The 18,452-nt window shown below is 36.3% G+C and carries 18 protein-coding genes; 2 read left to right on the forward strand and 16 right to left on the reverse strand.

What is annotated here, in order from left to right:
* Positions 1 to 11 precede the first annotated feature (11 nt).
* The 5 genes from AZF08_RS25960 to AZF08_RS25980 all read right to left on the reverse strand — a co-directional run bounded on the left by AZF08_RS25960 (position 12) and on the right by AZF08_RS25980 (position 5,145).
* Complete coding sequence (locus AZF08_RS25960) at positions 12 to 272, reverse strand: hypothetical protein (protein ID WP_033674917.1); 261 nt, start codon at positions 270 to 272, stop codon at positions 12 to 14.
* Between the two features lie 96 nt (positions 273 to 368).
* On the reverse strand, positions 369 to 1,796 hold the full coding sequence (locus tag AZF08_RS25965; RefSeq protein ID WP_033674944.1) for a basic amino acid/polyamine antiporter: 1,428 nt from the start codon (positions 1,794 to 1,796) through the stop codon (positions 369 to 371).
* A gap of 219 nt (positions 1,797 to 2,015) precedes the next feature.
* Complete coding sequence (locus AZF08_RS25970) at positions 2,016 to 3,527, reverse strand: ABC transporter permease/substrate-binding protein (RefSeq protein WP_033674918.1); 1,512 nt, start codon at positions 3,525 to 3,527, stop codon at positions 2,016 to 2,018.
* Positions 3,528 to 3,530: 3 nt separating this feature from the next.
* On the reverse strand, positions 3,531 to 4,484 hold the full coding sequence (locus tag AZF08_RS25975) for an ABC transporter ATP-binding protein (protein ID WP_033674919.1): 954 nt from the start codon (positions 4,482 to 4,484) through the stop codon (positions 3,531 to 3,533).
* Positions 4,485 to 4,587: 103 nt separating this feature from the next.
* Positions 4,588 to 5,145, reverse strand: coding sequence for a YdcF family protein (locus tag AZF08_RS25980; protein ID WP_033674920.1), 558 nt, complete (start codon positions 5,143 to 5,145; stop codon positions 4,588 to 4,590).
* 401 nt (positions 5,146 to 5,546) lie between these two features.
* On the opposite strand from AZF08_RS25980, the gene AZF08_RS25985 reads away from it, so the two are divergent.
* A complete protein-coding gene (locus AZF08_RS25985) occupies positions 5,547 to 5,969 on the forward strand; it encodes a DUF1801 domain-containing protein (RefSeq protein WP_033674921.1) in 423 nt (140 codons plus the stop codon).
* 299 nt (positions 5,970 to 6,268) lie between these two features.
* Here AZF08_RS25985 and AZF08_RS25990 read toward each other — a convergent pair whose 3' ends face one another.
* The 11 genes from AZF08_RS25990 to AZF08_RS26035 form a co-directional block, all read right to left on the reverse strand.
* Positions 6,269 to 7,063, reverse strand: a complete 795-nt coding sequence (locus AZF08_RS25990; RefSeq protein ID WP_033674922.1) for a VOC family protein — start codon at positions 7,061 to 7,063, stop codon at positions 6,269 to 6,271.
* Between the two features lie 175 nt (positions 7,064 to 7,238).
* Positions 7,239 to 7,778 carry an NADPH-dependent FMN reductase gene (locus AZF08_RS25995; RefSeq protein ID WP_033674923.1) on the reverse strand — a complete coding sequence of 180 codons (540 nt, stop codon included), beginning with the start codon at positions 7,776 to 7,778 and terminating at the stop codon, positions 7,239 to 7,241.
* A gap of 190 nt (positions 7,779 to 7,968) precedes the next feature.
* Positions 7,969 to 9,102: a CgeB family protein gene (locus tag AZF08_RS26000; RefSeq protein WP_033674924.1), complete on the reverse strand. Its 1,134-nt coding sequence runs from the start codon at positions 9,100 to 9,102 to the stop codon at positions 7,969 to 7,971.
* 43 nt (positions 9,103 to 9,145) lie between these two features.
* Positions 9,146 to 10,399 carry a glycosyltransferase gene (locus AZF08_RS26005; RefSeq protein WP_033674925.1) on the reverse strand — a complete coding sequence of 418 codons (1,254 nt, stop codon included), beginning with the start codon at positions 10,397 to 10,399 and terminating at the stop codon, positions 9,146 to 9,148.
* Positions 10,400 to 10,688: 289 nt separating this feature from the next.
* Positions 10,689 to 11,588, reverse strand: coding sequence for a phosphogluconate dehydrogenase (NAD(+)-dependent, decarboxylating) (gene gnd / locus AZF08_RS26010; RefSeq protein WP_033674926.1), 900 nt, complete (start codon positions 11,586 to 11,588; stop codon positions 10,689 to 10,691).
* Positions 11,589 to 11,606: 18 nt separating this feature from the next.
* Complete coding sequence (locus AZF08_RS26015) at positions 11,607 to 12,956, reverse strand: GntP family permease (protein WP_033674927.1); 1,350 nt, start codon at positions 12,954 to 12,956, stop codon at positions 11,607 to 11,609.
* A gap of 17 nt (positions 12,957 to 12,973) precedes the next feature.
* Complete coding sequence (gntK, locus tag AZF08_RS26020; RefSeq protein WP_033674928.1) at positions 12,974 to 14,509, reverse strand: gluconokinase; 1,536 nt, start codon at positions 14,507 to 14,509, stop codon at positions 12,974 to 12,976.
* Positions 14,510 to 14,662: 153 nt separating this feature from the next.
* On the reverse strand, positions 14,663 to 15,517 hold the full coding sequence (locus tag AZF08_RS26025) for a MurR/RpiR family transcriptional regulator (protein ID WP_033674929.1): 855 nt from the start codon (positions 15,515 to 15,517) through the stop codon (positions 14,663 to 14,665).
* A 61-nt stretch (positions 15,518 to 15,578) separates the two neighbouring features.
* Positions 15,579 to 15,722 (reverse strand): beta-lactamase family protein, encoded by a 144-nt coding sequence (locus tag AZF08_RS31650; RefSeq protein WP_235190045.1) that lies wholly within the window; start codon positions 15,720 to 15,722, stop codon positions 15,579 to 15,581.
* Between the two features lie 90 nt (positions 15,723 to 15,812).
* Complete coding sequence (locus AZF08_RS26030) at positions 15,813 to 16,469, reverse strand: response regulator (protein ID WP_033674930.1); 657 nt, start codon at positions 16,467 to 16,469, stop codon at positions 15,813 to 15,815.
* A 14-nt stretch (positions 16,470 to 16,483) separates the two neighbouring features.
* Positions 16,484 to 17,602: a GAF domain-containing sensor histidine kinase gene (locus tag AZF08_RS26035; protein ID WP_033674931.1), complete on the reverse strand. Its 1,119-nt coding sequence runs from the start codon at positions 17,600 to 17,602 to the stop codon at positions 16,484 to 16,486.
* Positions 17,603 to 17,874: 272 nt separating this feature from the next.
* Between AZF08_RS26035 and AZF08_RS26040 the strand changes: the two genes are divergently transcribed.
* Positions 17,875 to 18,324: an NUDIX hydrolase gene (locus tag AZF08_RS26040; RefSeq protein WP_033674932.1), complete on the forward strand. Its 450-nt coding sequence runs from the start codon at positions 17,875 to 17,877 to the stop codon at positions 18,322 to 18,324.
* Positions 18,325 to 18,452 lie beyond the last annotated feature (128 nt).

Below are 18,452 nucleotides of genomic sequence, written 5' to 3' on the forward strand. Positions count from 1 at the left end.
TGAAACTTATATTAATGAGAAGGAAAAGCTTTTTTCTCTTGCATAATAGCATTGTGAGCAATTTTCATTTTAGCGAGTACATATCGCAATTTATCCTCGGCATTTTCATCTTTATTATGTTGTAAATTCGCTAAAGTCTCCACAGAACCAGCTAAATTTTCAACTGCTCCCCTTAGTTCGGGATGATGATTAAAAAATGATTCTTGTACCAATACTTTTCGTAAATCACTTGCTAATTCCATAATTCTTAATAACTGTTCTTTTTCTTCCATTCTCATCCCTCCTAAACATCCTATATATTAGATATTCTGTAAATAAAGTCAAAATCCTTGTAATCAAAACAAAAAAAGTCCTTCAAGAGGACTTTTTTACATTTCTATATTACCTGTAACAAGCATATAAAGTGATACTGCCGCTGCAATCAAAATGACGCCCATGACATATCTCTCCATGCCTGAAAAACAACGATTTCCTTTTTCTTTTCGAGCAAATATATAAACAACAAGTCCAATGCCATATACAATTGAAACAAGTAATAAGTTCTTTAAGCCTGCTGCATAAATTAACCATACAGAATATACAGATGCTATTAAAGCTAGTAACCCATTTTTCAGTCTTGCCTGTTTCAGTTCCTTTGTAACAACTAATTTCAGTTGATAAAGTGCCGATAATAAGTACGGTAGTAAAATAGACGTAGATGCAATAAAGTACATAATTTGATACGTTGATTGCGAAAATAGAACAATAATAAATATCGTCTGTGCAACAATATTTGAAATCCATAACGCGGCATGCGGCGTCTGTTTTTTATTTGTTTTCGTAAAGATTTTCGGAAATACTCCATCTTTTCCTGCTACATGAGAAATTTCGGAAACGAGTAGGAACCAACCTATTAATGTCCCTACTAGTGAAGCAACTAATCCAATATTAATTGCAATCGCACCCCAACGTCCAACAACGTGTTCTAAGACATGTCCCATTGAAGGCGTCTCTAAAACAGAAAGCTCCTGTCTCGTCATAGCTCCCATGGAAAGAACAGAAATTAAAATATAAATGGACATGACTAAAATTAATCCAAGAACCGTTGCTTTCCCAACATCACGGCTATTTTTTGCCCTTCCTGATAATACAACCGCTCCTTCCACCCCGATAAACACCCAAAGTGTAACAAGCATTGTATTTTTCACTTGACCAAGGACAGAAGAAATAGAAATTGTTCCCTCTCCCCAAAAATCTTGCGTGAATATATCCCAGCGAAATGCTGTAACCATAACTACAATAAATAATAAAATCGGAACTAGTTTTCCAATTGTTGCAATAAAGTTCATAATAGATGCCTCACGAATTCCAATTAAAATAAGGAAGTGAAGTGTCCATAATAAGAGGGATGCACCAACAATGGACGCAACGTTATTTCCCCCTTTAAATATAGGGAAGAAATATCCAAGCGTACTAAACAATAGCATAATCGTTGCTACGTTTCCTAAAATACCAGCAAGCCAGTATCCCCATGCACTATTAAAGCCAACATATTCACCAAATCCAGCCCTTGCATAACTATAAATTCCACCTTCAAGCTCTGGCTTTTGTCTTGCTAATGTTTGATATACAAGCGCAAGTGGAATCATCCCCATTGCTGTAATACACCATCCGATTATTGTTGCGCCACTATTTGCGCCAACTGCTAAATCATGTGGTAAGCTGAAAACTCCACCACCAACCATTGTTCCTACTACTAGTGCGATTAATGGAAAAAATCCTAATTTCTTTTCTATCGGTACCACCCCATCTGTCATTCTAGGTGTTATGTTCATTTGTTCAACTATTAAAGTCACCTTTTTCTCTAATAGGTGTTTCTATTATATTTTTGCAGGAAAACATTACTTATTCTAAAAGAAAATGAGTAAAAAGGGAATACTTTTTTGAAAAAATGTATAAGTATACACAAAAAAAACCGGTCATTTTATAATGAACGGTCATTTTTCAGAAATTTAATTGTATATTTTCTGTAAATTTTAATGAATAAGCTGTTCTTTTTGTAAAAATTGTTTTGCTACTTTTTCTGCACTTTCCCCATTTACATTAACTTCATAATTCATTTTCCGCATATCTTCATCTGAAATCTTTCCAGCAAGTTTATTCAACACCTTTTCAAGATCAGGATACTTCTCAATCGTTTCTTTTCTTACTAGTGGAGCTCCTTGATAAGGAGGAAATAGTCCCTTATCATCTTCTAACACCTTTAGTCCATATTGTTCAAGTTCACTATCCGTAGAATAGGCATCAATGATAGTAACATCATCTGATTTTATTGCACTATAACGTAATTTCGGTTCCATCGTTTTTACATTTGCAAACTGAAAATCATACAATTTTTGCAATCCCTTATAACCATCTTCTCGATCTGCAAATTCTAAAGTAAATCCTGCCTTAACGTTCGCAGAAATATTTCTTAAGTCGGAAATTGTTTTTACATGATACTGCTCTGCCACTTTTTTAGGCATTGCCAGTGTATATGTATTGTTATATTGCATTGGTTTTAACATTGTCATATGATATTTCTTTTCCATCCCTATACGTGCTTGTTCATATACCTCTTTACGATCCGTGCTCTTTGGCTTTTCTTTCACAAAGGTAGATAAAGCTGTTCCTGAAAATTCAGGATACACATCAATTTCCCCCGATTGTAAAGCCTCAAATACAAATGCTGTCTTCCCAAGACCTGGTTTCAATTCTACATGTAAATCTGTATCTTGTTCAATAAGCTGTTTATACATTTGAATGAGAATTTCCGGTTCAGATCCAAGTTTTCCAGCGATTACAATATCTTTTTTTTGCGTATTCCAAAGAAATGGTGCCGCTATAACAACAGCTGTAATACACACAGCCCCTATTACACGCTTAGGAGAGGGCTTTGTACTTTCAAACATCCGAAGTACCCCATCAAAGAATAAGGCTAACAATGCCGCTGGTATCGCCCCTAAAACGATAAGAGCATGATCATTTCGATCTATCCCAAGTAGAATCAGTTTCCCAAGCCCACCAGCTCCTATTAAAGCAGCTAACGTCGCTGTTCCCACGATTAATACCATTGCCGTACGAATCCCAGCCATAATAATTGGTAATGCCAATGGAAGTTCTACTTTCCATAGTCTCCTCCAGCTATTCATTCCCATTGCTCTAGCGGCTTCAATAAGAGATTCATCTAGCTTACGAATTCCCGTATAAGTATTTCGTAAAATAGGTAATAACGCATACACAACTAAGGCAATAATCGCTGGCACCTTACCGATACCAACGAGTGGAATTAAAAGACCCAGTAAGGCCAAAGAAGGGATCGTTTGCATAACAGCAGATGTTCCTATAACAAATTCAGCAATTCGCTCTCTTCTCGTTAACAAGATGCCGAGCGGGACCGCAATCATTACCGCAAAGAATAACGAAATAAGTGAAATTTGCAGGTGCTCCGTCAGCGCACTAAGTAATTCTAATTTTCGTTCCTGAAACGTTTGTAATAAGGCGGACACGATTTATTCCCTCTCCTTCATTTGTCTAGCTATGTAATTCACAATGTGACGGCTCGTTAATGTCCCAGCGTATTTTCCATCTCTTTCAATTGGCACAAAGTCTTCTGCTTCCAAACGAATCAACGCATCTTGTAGTGAAGCATGTATAGAGAGCGGTAACACATTATTTTCAACTTGTCTATCCATCTCAAGTGGCAGCACATCTTCAATGCTCTTACCTTCATACCAAGGGCGAACACGATTTCCAATAAACTCCTCTACAAAATCATTTGCAGGGTTATGTATGATTCCTTCTGGTGTATCTAATTGAACAATTTTTCCTTTTTTCATCACACAAATACGATCGCCAAGTGTTAACGCTTCTTGCATATCATGAGTGACAAACACAATTGTTTTTTGAATTTTTTTCTGTAGTTTCACAATATCCTTTTGCAGCTGTTCACGACTTAATGGATCTAGCGCACTAAATGGTTCATCCATAAGAACAATCTTCGGATTAGCAGCTAGCGCTCGTACAACTCCAACACGCTGCTTCTGTCCACCAGATAACTCATCAGGCATCCGGTTCCTATATACATCTGGATCTAATCCAACCATATCAAGTAACTCATCCACACGTTCTCTAACTCTCTCTTTGCCCCATTTCCTCATTTCAGGCACAATTGCAATATTTTCAGCAATTGTCATATGGGGAAACAAAGCAATTTGCTGTAATACATATCCAATATCCCAGCGTAATTCATGAATGTTATAGTCTTGAATATCTTTCCCATCGATAGAAATTGATCCCTCTGTCGTTTCAATTAAACGATTAATCATTTTCATCGTTGTCGTTTTCCCGCACCCACTCGGACCAATGAGAACAAAAAATTCTCCTTTTTTAATTTCTAAATGTAACGAATCTACTGCCTTGGTACCATCTTCATATGCTTTTGACACATGATCAAATCGAATCACAAATACAACTCCCTTATTGTTGTTTCTTTTATTTTGATGGAATCTAGCCTTCTTTTCAAATGATACGCTTATCTCCATGAAAAAAAGAGCCCTTACTTGAGCTCTAATGATCGAATACTATTGTTTTCACAATCGCAGCGTATTCACGTATGTATGCCTTTTTCTTAGAACGCACTGGCGTTGGTGCAGCCAACGCTTCCATCCGCATCCCTAAACGCTTCGCGATAATCTTTGTACGATATAAATGATAGGTGTTGCTAACGACTACAGCATGTTTTACATCGTATAAGTCTATACTAAACTTTAGATTTTCATACGTACTTGTAGAATGATCTTCCACCAGAATACGATTCTCTTTTATACCTCGTTTCATCAAATAGTCTCGCATGCTATGCGCTTCGGGAATATCCTCATCTTCTCCTTGCCCACCTGATACAATTACTTTTGCTTCAGGATGAGAGTATAAATACTCTAAAGCTACGTCCAATCGATTTTGAAGAGATAGAGATGGTTTATCTCCAAATAACTTTGCACCGAGAATCAGTACATACGGAGAGTGATTACTTAATTTCTCACGAGCGACTTTGTTCATTCGAAACGTCGTATACACTATGTATAATGGTGGTAATAACAAAATTAAAAATACGATCCATTTGTTCATAAATAAGCTTACACTCCCTTTCTTTATATTATATAGAAAAAGAAAGGGAGACAGAAGTATTTTTAGTGACTACGTTGTCCTGCATTTTGAGGATTTCGTGCTTTTTTTGAAGATGTATGACACTGCGTTTGATTACCTTTATGTTTCGCTGATCCTAATGCTTTCGTTTTTCCCATTTTGATTCACACCCTCTTTTATATGGTTCCCTTATAGATTTTGTATTTTTGCTCCCGTCATACGATGGATTTACTGGAAGTTTCTCCTCTTCTTTCTATTTGATTTTTACAGAAAGCTCTGTTAAATTTTAATGTTGATTTTTAATAAAAACTTAAAGGAAACCAAATCTATATTATAATTACGTATGTGGTAAAATTTATATACCAAAAGGAGGGACTCTTATTATGTACAAACTCAAAACGACAGAAACCAACAATAGTGTAATTGAATTTATTGAAAATGTTGACAGTCTTAAAAAACGGGAAAATGCATATGAATTATTAGATATATTTACTGAAACAACAGGTCATACAGCGAAGATGTGGGGACCGAGCATTATTGGATTTGGTTCATACCATTATAAATATGCATCCGGTCATGAAGGCGATGCACCATTAGTAGGATTTTCACCTCGAAAAGCCAAGATTAGTTTATATTTTGCAACCGGTAATCCTAAGCGAGAAGAATTATTAAAAAACTTTGGAAAGCACACGTCTGGAAAAGCGTGTATTTATATTAATAAAGTAGCAGACATTGATATTCATGTTTTAAAAGCGATAATCAAACAATCCATAAGTTTTTTAGAAGAAATGTATCCGAACCATTAATATGTGGATAGTAATTGAATGAAGGAAGCGGGCAGATATTTTGAGCACACATCAAAGTACCTGTTTTTAGAATTCAAGTACAAATTTATAATTAATAGAGCCAAAAAGACTCCTTTGAGACAACATCGTATTCACCTAGCCCGATTCCCACATTATGAATACTATTCTTTATCCAATGGCAATTCATCTCTGGTCTATCTATTCGGCTGTAACCTTTATGTTCCTTGAGGATGGAACTTCCTCACCTATTTTTTAATAAGAACTACACCCATTAATAACAAAATCCTAAAAAATAACGCTTAAACAGAAAGTGGCAAATTCAATTTTTTGGGAATATCGGCTTTAAAACGCGGAGTATATTGTATAGAAAAAGAATACCCTTCTTGAACAAATGATACTTCATTGTTACTAAAATGGCATGGTACATCGCTTTGTCTTAGCTGCTGCTCAACCTTTTGTATGAAATGTAAGCTCGGTGTTCCAAATGAAACATGCATCTTCGGAGGCAAAGCTTTCATTGCAATTGGAATCCAAGTTCTCCCCACCCAGCTTGCAACAACATGGGCAGTTCCACCAATCACAAAGTTAAAAATCTCACCATCTTCAAATGTTTTCATGGATAAGTTGGATTTTAACCACTCTCTATACACAGGTACACTTATTACCGGACACCCCACTTCTCGTACATACAAAATGTTTAAAGGTGTGTATGGAATTAAAACATTTTCTGCAATATACTTATGTGCAATAATTTCAAGAAGGTTTCCATCTCCATCACGAAAATATAAATTTAATCTCCCGTCTTCTTCTTCAACATCATGACCATCTTCCCATTTCATAATAAGAAGACCTGATTTCCGAATCCAGTCTACTGTTTCATAAAACTTCGAAAAAGAAACTTGGAAAGCAAAATGTGCAGGAGCAATTGGTTCATATACTTCTTCAAACGTCAGTGAAACATGTGGAGTTAACTGAAATGTTATCTTTCTATCCGCTTTAGATAAAACTGGAATACCTAGACGTTCTGCATAAACTTGTTCTACCCCTTGAATGGATACTGTCTGTAACTTTAATTCTGAGAAATGTGTAATCATTAAACCCCGCCTCTTAATCTTTCAATTCAAATATAACGTTATAAATCTAGCAGCTACATGTAAAGTAAGAAATCGTTCTCACACTTTCTGAAAGCCAATAGACAACTTCCCTATTAGCTTTCAGAAACATTCAATAGCCTATTATCATTCGGGGGCTCTTCATCCCCACTGATTATTAGCCCTCAACCCCTAATTGCTTCTTCACCTCTTTATACACACCCATATATCCTTTTAGTTCCTTTATTAAATCATGAATTAATGGTTTGGCATCTTCTCCAAGTTCACCATTTTGTACATGTAGACCATCTAATACGACTTGCTTAGGAATCGCATTGGCATACACACCTCTTGCTACAATACGCATACTATTTAATGCGTTAATGCCTCCTTTACCTCCACCTGCAACCGCTAATAAAGCTACTGGCTTATGAACAAATTCGCTACTACTTAAGTAATCTAATGCATTTTTCAGCGCACCGCTCATTGCATTATGATATTCAGGTGTACAGAGTACTACACCATCCGCCTCTTTCACTAGCTTCTTTAATTTTGTTACTGCTTCTAATTCACGCTGTGATTCTTCTCCGTTATATAATGGCAATTCTTCCGTTGCTAAATCATATAACTCCCCTTCGAATTGTTCTGCAATATATTTTGCAATAACACGTGTTCTACCAAATTTACGTGGTGTTCCATTAATTACGACCAATTTCATGATTATTTCTCCCCTTTGTTTTAAGTTCTACCTTTATATTAACAGAAAATTCTATACAAAACACAATAAAAAGAGGGAAAATCTTTTAGAAAATAGTATGAAGAATAGAAAAAAGAACTCATACTTTTGTATGAGTTTCTGGAAACTATATTTAGACTTTCTATTCGTATGAGTAAGTTATTACTTCTATTTACTGCAAACCTAAGGAATCTTGTGCTTCAAAATAATTATAAGCTTTTTCCGCTAAACTTTTACGTTCCCCTGGCATTTTAATATATTTTATAATTGTCTCTACAATCTCTTCATAAGAAACAAAGACTACACCTGGCCATTCCACTTCATCTTTTGGATTACTAGATTCAGAAATGATAAATTTATGATTTGCAACAGCATGAGAAATTCTTGGTGTTTCAAGAATTCCTGTTAAATAAAAATGAATATTTAAGATAATTTTTGCTCTTGCCATTAGTTCATTTCTAGGAATTCCCCACACATTACTCCTAAAAACAATATTTAAATCCGGTGCAAGCGTTTTTAACTGATCAAGAATGACTTGACGCCGTTCGTTAATCGCACCGATGAAGAGAACATCAATATCTTCTGAAATGGGATTAGTAAATGCATCTGTTTTAAACTTTAATGTTGGGGCATAGTTCACCTTCATATGTTTAATTTCTGTTCCTAATTCTTTCTCTTTTAACCATGCAATATTCTGTGAACTATAGTCCCATATTTCTCTACTTTTTAATATTGTTAGATAAATTGGATTCACGTAAGGGCTGCCATCATATAGTTGTTCCAAATTATAAATAATTGCATCTTTTGGGATATTCATAGGTGTATAAACATATGAATGAGCACCGAAAATTACCGTATGCTTTGCATTTTCTAATAAAGTTTCTGATATAATTGCTTTTTTTCCTTGCTGATCTAATTTCCACTTTAAAGCGCGAGCAACATCTATGAAACTACCATACGTATGCGGCCATATATAAAGGCAATAATCATACTCTCTGTTAAAAAACGAGTCAATCGCTTTTGCATTATTTTGATACAACTCTACGTCAGGATACTGCGTTAACAAATTATCAGCATATTTTTTTGCCACCTTATATAGACCAGCATAGTATGCAGATATACATCTTTTTAACTCAATTCTTTCTCTGTGCCCTTGTGGTAGATCCATCTCTAGAAGAAGCCCTGCAATAAAAAAGGCCTTCAAATGATCACGATCATAGTAATAATCTAGCAGTGGTATTAACTCCTCAGCTGTATTACCATAAACCGATTCCCCTAGGTCTAGAGCCCATCTTATTAATTCCATGATCCCTCCACTTCCCCTTTAACAAACAGATTTGGTGCCATTTCTAATAAAATTTCGCATTACTCTCAACTACATTTGCTATATTCACTGGTAGCTCTTTCATTTTAGATTCAAGATATTTTTGGGACTTTGCACCTAAATGTTTTTTACTTGCAATATAGTAAGCACAAATGGAAATCTCATAATCAAAAAGATAATCATACACATGATAATCAACAAAAAGAAGGTCTTCTTTTGGAAAAGAGATTTCTTTTCCTTGCAATGCATACATCAAGCCTATATGATTTTGGGATCGCGTTCGATATATCCTTGCAAGCTGATATAAAGACTCTGCTCTAGTAGGTCTATATTCCCAAGCATCTTGAAAATAAGTAATAGCTAATGCAAGAAACTGTTCTTCCTGCTGGATTAAGTAATCAATTTCAGATTGATCTACCTTTGATTGATCGTCTTCATTCTGGCTCGTCAACTGCTTATGTTTAAACGATGATCTATTTGCCAAGTGTTCATAACAAAATCCTATTCGTAATAACGAATAAAACACCTCTTCCGCCCATCCTCCAGCGTCAACCCTTTTCTTATACCATTTGATTGATTCTTCAAATTCATTTAAGTGAAAATAGCTTTGGGCCAAGTAAAACAAATACCTTACTTTTAAATCCGGCGTAGTTGCTGGATCTTGTATTCCTTCTAATAATAACCGCTTATCCCTTTCAAATTTATCAGCCTTACTGCCACCATCTCCTTGATCATTCACAACGAGATCATCCAATCTATCTACAGCAGTAAAATAATTCGCTCCTACTTTAGAGCGATCTATATCCCAATATTCATGTGTTACCCCCACAGATTTCCATGGTAAAGATGTTTTAAGCAAACGAGTAAGCCAATATTTAATATGAATATCATATTGCATTGTAAGATAATGATCCTTAGTTAAACTACCTTTATCAAAATCAGGCGTAACTTCTAAAATCATATCCGCATCTAGGATCAGCAAATAATCTGACTCTGGATACGTTTCTTGCGCCAATGATACAGCTAAACTTCTGTTATAACCAAAATTCCGAAAAGGTTCATGGTGAACCGTTCCAGGTATCTCATTTTCTTCACACCATTTTTCAATAATTTCAGGTGTATGATCAGTAGAACCTGTATCACATATAGAAACATAGTCAATTATTGACTTAGCTGAATTCAAGCACCTTTCAATTATTTTCGACTCATTCTTTACAATCATGCAAAGACATAACTTTTTTTCTTTTTCTATATTACTTTTTGCTTGTTCATTTACCATTTTACCACCTCGATTTTTGTTAAATAGCTTTTTACTTTTATGTACCATTACACATCGAAATCCAGTTGCTATAACTCGTTTCGTTTCGTTTCCTTTACACTACATTGTTCATTCTTTTGATGGCCTAACTACTCTTTTACTATTTATGAAAACTTCATTTTATTTATTCTGACTTTTAAACATTGAAACAACAAGATTCCTTTCACAACGGCAACAATTACGATCAATTTTTCCTTACAAAATAAAAAAGAAACTTATACTCTCGTATAAGTTTCTTTTTCTAAAACAATTAATCATTCTTCACAACAGCGTGTCCACCAAACTGGTTACGGAGTGCTGAAACTACTTTACCATGGAATGTATCCTCTTCTTGAGAACGGTAGCGCATAAACAATGACATCGCAATAACTGGAGCGGATGCTTGTAATTCAAGTGCTGTTTCTACTGTCCATTTTCCTTCTCCTGAAGAATTCATTACACCTTTAATTCCATCTAATTTCGGATCCTCGGCAAATGCTTTCTCAGTTAAGTCCATTAACCACCCACGAATAACTGATCCGTTTGCCCATACTTTTGCCACATCTTCATAATTAAAGTCAAAATCACTTTTATCTAGCACTTCAAAGCCTTCAGCAATTGCTTGCATCATTCCATATTCAATACCGTTATGAACCATTTTTAAGAAATGTCCACTTCCAACGCGCCCTGCATAGGAATAGCCATTCTCTACTGATAAATCTTTAAATAATGGTTCTAATTTATCAAAAATTTCTTTTTCTCCGCCTATCATGAGACAAGCTCCATACCTCGCACCTTCTACACCACCTGATGTACCAATATCTACATAATGAAGGCCAAAACGATTCGCTTCTTCAGCACGGCGTAATGTATCCTTATAGAAGGAGTTCCCACCTTCAATTACAATATCCCCTTCCTCTAATAATGGATATAAGTCATGTAACACTGATTCAACAATCTCTCCGGCTGGTACCATAACCCAAACAACGCGTGGCGATTCTAATTCCGCTACCATATCCTTTAATGTATAACGAGCTGTAATACCAGCTTGCTCCGCTTTTTCAACTAGTTCCTTATTTACATCATATACAACTACATCATGCTGATCTTCATGTAAATGCTCTCCTAGTGGAAAGCCCATTTTTCCTAATCCAATTAAACCTAGTTTCATCTTAATCAAACTCCTATTCTATACAATGAGATTTAATAACGAAATGAGTCCAAGCGCTACGACAGAAAGAATGGTTTCCATTGCTGTCCATGTCAATAACGTTTCTTTCACAGTCATTCCGAAGTATTCTTTAATCATCCAAAATCCAGAATCATTCACGTGAGATAAAATAAGTGATCCTGCTCCTGTTGCAAGTGCTAATAATTCTACATTTACGCCTGGAATACTTGCTGCAATCGGTGCTACAATACCCGCAGCTGTCATCATTGAAACTGTTGCCGAACCAGTCGCAACTCGAATAAGCGCCGCAATACCCCAGCCTAATAATATCGGTGAAATGTGTGATTCTTTTGCCATCTCTGCAATTGTGGTACCGATCCCTGAATCTAATAACACTTTATTAAATGCACCACCCGCACCTATGACCAACAGTATATTCGCAATCGGTCCTAAACAATCATTTGTAAATTGTAACACTTTATCTTTCGAAAGCCCTTTTGCATAACCTAGACTAAAGAAGGAATAGATCGTTGCAATTAGTAAGGCAACTACAGGATCCCCAATAAAGTGTAACGCTTTGGCAAGTTGACTTGATTTTTCTAATGCAATTTCTGCTACTGATGCACCAAGCATCAGCAATACAGGAAGTAAAATTGTAAATAATGTATTGCCGAATCCAGGAAGTTCTTTTTTCGTATCTCGTTCACCAAGCTGTGCTGCCACGTCCAACGGTACCTCTTTATGTATACGAGCACCTATCCATTTCCCATAAAGCGGTCCTGAAATAACCGCTGTTGGCAGCCCTACAATTAATGCATATAAAATTGTCTTTCCTACATCAGCTTTAAAAATACCAACTGCTGCCATTGCTGCTGGGTGTGGAGGAACCAGTCCGTGTACAACAGAAAGACCTGCCACAAGCGGAATACCAATCGTTATTAGTGAAACTCCTGTTTCTAAGGCAATGGTAAACACCAATGGAATTAATAAAACAAAGCCCACTTGGAAAAATACCGGAATACCTACTAAAAATGCAACAACCATCATTGCCCAGTGAACGCGTTTCGTTCCAAAACGATCTATTAATGTATTTGCAATTCTTTCAGCTCCGCCGGACTCTGCCATCATCTTCCCAAGCATTGTTCCTAACGCTAAAACAATCGCTAAAAAACCTAACGTATTACCAAGACCTAGTTTAATAGAATCAATGATTCCTGGATCTTTTGGTGAAGTTGCAATCAAGGGCATCCCCATTGCTAGCCCAACTCCGATTGCTGTTAAAATTAATGCGACAAATGGATGCCATTTCGCTACTGTAATAAGTAAAAGTAGTATGACAACAGCCGCTAATACAATTCCAACTACCATTTCTCCCAATCCCCCTACTATTTACGTTGGAAAGCAGCTATACAATCAAATTCTTCTTTCAAACGATTGTAAAGTCGTTCATACATATAAAACATTTCTAAATACAAAGCCGTATTTTCTTTATTCGGTACATGGTGATGTACAATTTCAATCCACTCTTTCACTTCTTCAAGTGAATCGATTTTTCCTATTGCATATAAAGCAAGCGCCGCAGCCCCAAGTGACGATGCTTCATGACTTTCAGGAACAAGCAATTCTTTCCCCATCATATCGGATAACATTTGTCTCCAAAAAGCTGATTTCGCAAAGCCGCCTGAAACACGAATTTCAGAAAGAGGACCCGTCTGATCCCGAATCGCAAGTGCTACAGAATACACACTCATGCAAACCCCTTCCATTACAGCACGGATAAAATGTTCTCGTTTATGCTGAAGATTGATCCCAAAGAACGTCCCTCGAGCGTTTGCATTCCAATGCGGGGCACGTTCACCAGATAAGAATGGTAAAAATAATAATCCATCCGCTCCAGCTGGTACACTTTCCGCATATTGAATTAATAAGTCATATGGATCAATTCCCAACTTTCTTGCTACTTCTTGCTCTGGACTCCCAAATTCATCCCGTAGCCACCTCAGTAGAATTCCACCATTATTCGTTGGTCCACCAACTACCCAGTGCTGATCTGTCAGTGCATAACAAAACGTTCTACCTTTTTCATCCGTATTAATGTCTGAAGAAATCGTTCGAACCGCGCCACTTGTTCCAATTGTTATAGCTGCTTCACCGGGTGATATCGCACCTACTCCAACATTGGCAAGAACCCCATCACTAGCCCCTATCACAACAGGTGTATCAGCTCGAATCCCCATTTTTGAAGCTAATTCTGGATTCATTCCTTCTAAAATGTAAGTTGCTGGCACAGGAATTGATAACTGTTCCGCCGATAGATGTAACATCTCTAATACATCTACATCCCAATTTAATGTTTCTAAATTAAATAGACCTGTAGCCGATGCGATCGAATAATCAACGACATAGCGTGAGAATAATTGATAAATGAGATATTCTTTAATGGAAATAAACTTATAAGTACTTGCGTACAACTTTGGTTCCTCTTCCTTCATCCATAATAATTTGGATAGTGGTGACATCGGATGAATCGGTGTACCCGTTCGTCTATAAATTTCGTGTCCATTCATATCTTTCAATAATTTCTCGGCTTGCTGGGTACTCCGGTTATCCGCCCAAATAATAGATCGTGTTAACGGAAACCCGTTTTTATCTACTGCAATTAATGCATGCATTGCAGTACTAATTCCAATTGAAGAAATATCTTCTGATAGCACGTTACCCTTCTTGATGGCAACGCTTACAGATTTATATACAGCAGAACATATTACATCAGGATCTTGCTCAGCCCATCCTATATTCGGTTGAATAATTGGATAATCAATTGCATGCATCGCAACGACTTCCCCTCTTTCAGTGAACACAACCGCTTTTGTACTTGTGGTACCGATATCAATCCCGATTACTCTCCCCCTTGTTTCCATACTGAATCTTCCCTTCGTTTCTAGCAAAATATAATCTAGTAAACCGTTTACATGAATTAGTATATAAAATATTTTTTCTTAAATCAAGTTATATAAAGAAAATTTTTTTCATAAATGAAAATAATAAAAACAGTGCACTCTTTCGCACCGCTTTTATATTCGCTTCATTGAAATGGTTTCACGTATACTTTGTAAGTTTTGTAGTGTTTCCTCTTGTCGTTGTAATGACAGCCCTACATATAACGTATCTAATAAGCTAAGCTGCGCTAAACGTGATGAGCTTGCTTCTGTACGGAATTCTGTTTCACGTGTCGAAGTGTATAATGTAATGTCAGCCAATTGGCTCAGAGCTGACTTTTGATAGCTTGTAATCGCAATTATGCGTGCTCCTCTAGATTTCGCTACTTCTAATGCTTCCAGTAATCCTTTATTACTTCCGGAGTGAGAGATTGCAATCACTACCGCTTCTTTTGTCAGTAATCCTGCCCCCATAATTTGAAAATGCGAATCTACATGAGCAATACAAGAAATGCCCGTTCTCATAAATTTATGATACGCATCCATTGCAATAATACCCGATCCACCATTTCCATAAAACTCAATACGTTTAGCTCTTTGCAATACATGTATTGATTCTTCTAATGCCGCATCATTTAATAAATGTAATGTATCTTGCAACCCTGTAATATGCGAATGAAAAACTTTTTTAGCAACGGTTACCATATCATCTTCTGCGGATACTTCTTCATGGATATTTTGCATTGGTGTGTGTACTATTTCACGAGCTAATGTAATTTTTAAATCTTGAAACCCTTGAAATCCAAGGTGTTTACACAGGCGGAAAATAGTTGCCTCTGAACTACTCGTAACTTCGGCTAGTTCCGTAATCGATTTATGTACAACATCTTGCGGATGCTTCATAATATGTTCAGCAATGCCTCGAAGTTTCGGCGATAAACCGTTTAATGACGCTTGAATCTTTCCTATTCCATTTTTTGTACCAGGCATGATGTATCGTCCCCTTCCATAGTAGCTCTATTGTACAAAATTATTGAACGAAGAAAAACTTTTATTTGGTATTTTTATGTACTTTTACACATTTAGCTGTGCATGTAAATGCCTTTGTTAATGAGCCCATTCGAAATTTTGTATGAATGGTATTCGGAATATCAAATGTGAAATTCGCCCTGCCAAATGCTTCACTTAGTAATATTTTCCCATTCTTTGCAACAAGTACAGCACCATTAAAAAATTCAGCTTCTGATAATTTTTAACATATACTTCTGTAATTTAGCTTTCTCGCTCATAGGCCCTCCCTATACAACAATACAACACCATGTTTCACCGCATACAACGCCGCTTGTGTTCGATCATCTACTTCTAATTTAGCCAGTACGTTTGAAACATGTGTTTTAACCGTTTGCTCTGTAATATGAAGTTCTACTGCAATTTCTTTATTACTTCTTCCTTTCGCAATTTCACGCAGCACTTCTTTTTCTCTCTTTGTCAGCACGGAAAAATGATCATGCTTTTCCTTTTTATCTGCCGTTCGCCCTAACAACGCAGGAGTTACTTTTGGGTGGAAATTTGTGTTTCCTTGATATACCGCAATAATAGATGCAACTAGTTGATCTGGCTGTACTTCTTTTAATTGATAGCCATCTGCACCCGCTTCCAGTGCTGGTAAGACATAATCTTGTTCTGAAAAACTAGTTAACATAAGGATTTTCATTGAAGCGTCATATTGTTTCAGCCTCCTTGTTGCTTCAATCCCATCCATTTTTGGCATTGATACATCCATCAAGATAACATCGGGCCTTTCCTTTTGAACAAATGCTACTGCTTCCTCCCCATTCTCTGCTTCCCCTATAATTTCAAATTCTTCTTTCGTTTTCAAGAAAAATACGAGCCCTCTTCGAACAATATGATGATCTTCTACAAGCAATAGTTTAATTTTCAATGTGTCTCTTCCTTTCAAACCGGTAATCGAATTTCAATAGTCGTTCCCTTCCCTGGTTCTGTTTTTAGTCGAAACGTTCCATTCATAAGCTCTATTCGTTCCTTCATACTTTTTAAACCTAGAGCTGATTCTCTTACCTTTTCTTTCATAAATCCAATTCCATCATCTACAATTTGAAAATATAACTTCTGGTTTTCGATTTTCAAATGAACAGATACGATTTTACATGAAGCATGCTTTTTACAATTATGTAATGCTTCTTGGCTCACACGCCACAGTACTTCTTCTATTTCATCGCCAATTGAAATAACTCCATCAATTCGAATTGCTACCTGAATGCCTAATAGCTTCCCGTAATTCTGCACTGCTTCTGCAAGCCCTTTTTCTAATCCTTCCGGCCTTAATTGCCAAATTAACAGCGTCATTTCTTGCAACGCTTCTTGTGATAATTCCCCTATGTAACTAAGCATCTCTTGCAGTTCTTTGTTCCTCGTCATATCAAGAGTCCCTCTAGCAGTTAACATAATTGAAAATAACAATTGTTTAACAGAATCATGTAAATCACGTGCTAAGCGATTCCGCTCTGCTACGACTACATATTTACGCTCTTTTTCAACTAGCCTAATTCGTTGTATTGTCGTTCCAATTTGAAATGCAATTGCTTCTAATAACGCTAGCTCTTCCTCTATAAAATGCATTTTATGAGGGGAAGCAACATTTAATAGACCGAACTTCTCTACTCCAGCCCGAAGAGGAATTGTCGCATGATGCGTAATCTCTTCAGTCTCTCCCCAGTTATATTCAATGGCATCTTCAATTCGCTTACACTCAATGATATTTGTTGCCTTTTCTAAACGCCCATTCACAAATCTGTTAACGCACCAGCAATCTCCTTCACACATCGGTTTCTTTTCCTGCCATGTGAGTGCTGGCGGCAGATTTCTATCAACAAGCATACGATGCGTTCCTTTTTCATCAATAAAAAAGATCCAGCCTGTTTGTAAATTCATAACTTGCAATAGTGTATGTAATACTTTCTCTAACATTTCCTGTAAGTCTGTTGCTTCGTTTAATAGTTCTGCAATTTCTTTCAATGCTCCTAGACGCCGCATTTCCTTTTCATCATAATTCATCTTCATCACCAACTACCATTATAACATTAAGAAATTTCTAAATACTATAATTTAAAAAAGAAGATATATATATCAATACAGTAATTATTTATTTTTGAATACGCACCATTTTCGACTATACATACAATATGGTACATGAAATTTTAAGGTTTTCTAGAAATATTTCCTTCATAAAGCGTAAGAAAATCACCTTTCATGAAGGAATGCTGTTACACTCTTTCAAATACATCATTTGGAATTTTAAATTCATAATTACTTTTGGAGGAAAAGCCATGGGATATATTGAAGATTTACGCAAAATTGTAGGTTCACGTCCACTTAATTTAGCAGGAGTTGCAGTAGCTGTTCTAAATGAACAGGGGCAAATTCTACTCCAGAAAAGACGAAGCGGTGTTTGGGGTGTTCCTGGTGGATTTATTGAATTAGGTGAATCTACAGAAGATGCAGGAAGACGAGAAGTTCTCGAAGAAACAGGCATTGAAATTGGAGAACTTGACTTAGTAGGAGTTTTTTCTGGAGAACAGTTTTTTGTAAAGTTACCAAACGGAGATGAATTTTATCCTATTACAATTGCTTATATGTGCAAAGAAATAAAAGGAGGAATCTTACAAGCTGATGGCACGGAATCTTTAGAAGTGAAGTTTTTCAGCTTGAATCAATTACCAGAAAACATTAGCCCTTTCATCAAGAAACTGATTCAACAACAAGTTGTATCCATATAGATATTTATTTAAAGAAGAGACTTTCATTTTGATATGATCCCCTTATAGTAGACAGTAAAAAGAAAGCACATTAATCTGTTTACTATGGAGGGGATTTTTCTATGGGGAAAATTAGAATAACTTACGAT

It is taken from the genome of Bacillus gaemokensis (assembly GCF_001590835.1).
Taxonomy (GTDB): domain Bacteria; phylum Bacillota; class Bacilli; order Bacillales; family Bacillaceae_G; genus Bacillus_A; species Bacillus_A gaemokensis.

Bases quoted from the DNA above. Each gene is read 5' to 3' on its own strand.
- AZF08_RS25960 (WP_033674917.1), bottom strand. From the start codon at position 272: ATGGAAGAAAAAGAACAGTTATTAAGAATTATGGAATTAGCAAGTGAT.
- AZF08_RS25965 (WP_033674944.1), bottom strand. From the start codon at position 1,796: ATGACAGATGGGGTGGTACCGATAGAAAAGAAATTAGGATTTTTTCCA.
- AZF08_RS25980 (WP_033674920.1), bottom strand. From the start codon at position 5,145: ATGAACAAATGGATCGTATTTTTAATTTTGTTATTACCACCATTATAC.
- AZF08_RS25985 (WP_033674921.1), top strand. From the start codon at position 5,547: ATGTACAAACTCAAAACGACAGAAACCAACAATAGTGTAATTGAATTT.
- AZF08_RS25990 (WP_033674922.1), bottom strand. From the start codon at position 7,063: ATGATTACACATTTCTCAGAATTAAAGTTACAGACAGTATCCATTCAA.
- AZF08_RS25995 (WP_033674923.1), bottom strand. From the start codon at position 7,778: ATGAAATTGGTCGTAATTAATGGAACACCACGTAAATTTGGTAGAACA.
- AZF08_RS26000 (WP_033674924.1), bottom strand. From the start codon at position 9,102: ATGGAATTAATAAGATGGGCTCTAGACCTAGGGGAATCGGTTTATGGT.
- AZF08_RS26005 (WP_033674925.1), bottom strand. From the start codon at position 10,399: ATGGTAAATGAACAAGCAAAAAGTAATATAGAAAAAGAAAAAAAGTTA.
- gnd (WP_033674926.1), bottom strand. From the start codon at position 11,588: ATGAAACTAGGTTTAATTGGATTAGGAAAAATGGGCTTTCCACTAGGA.
- AZF08_RS26015 (WP_033674927.1), bottom strand. From the start codon at position 12,956: ATGGTAGTTGGAATTGTATTAGCGGCTGTTGTCATACTACTTTTACTT.
- gntK (WP_033674928.1), bottom strand. From the start codon at position 14,509: ATGGAAACAAGGGGGAGAGTAATCGGGATTGATATCGGTACCACAAGT.
- AZF08_RS26025 (WP_033674929.1), bottom strand. From the start codon at position 15,517: ATGCCTGGTACAAAAAATGGAATAGGAAAGATTCAAGCGTCATTAAAC.
- AZF08_RS26035 (WP_033674931.1), bottom strand. From the start codon at position 17,602: ATGAATTATGATGAAAAGGAAATGCGGCGTCTAGGAGCATTGAAAGAA.
- AZF08_RS26040 (WP_033674932.1), top strand. From the start codon at position 17,875: ATGGGATATATTGAAGATTTACGCAAAATTGTAGGTTCACGTCCACTT.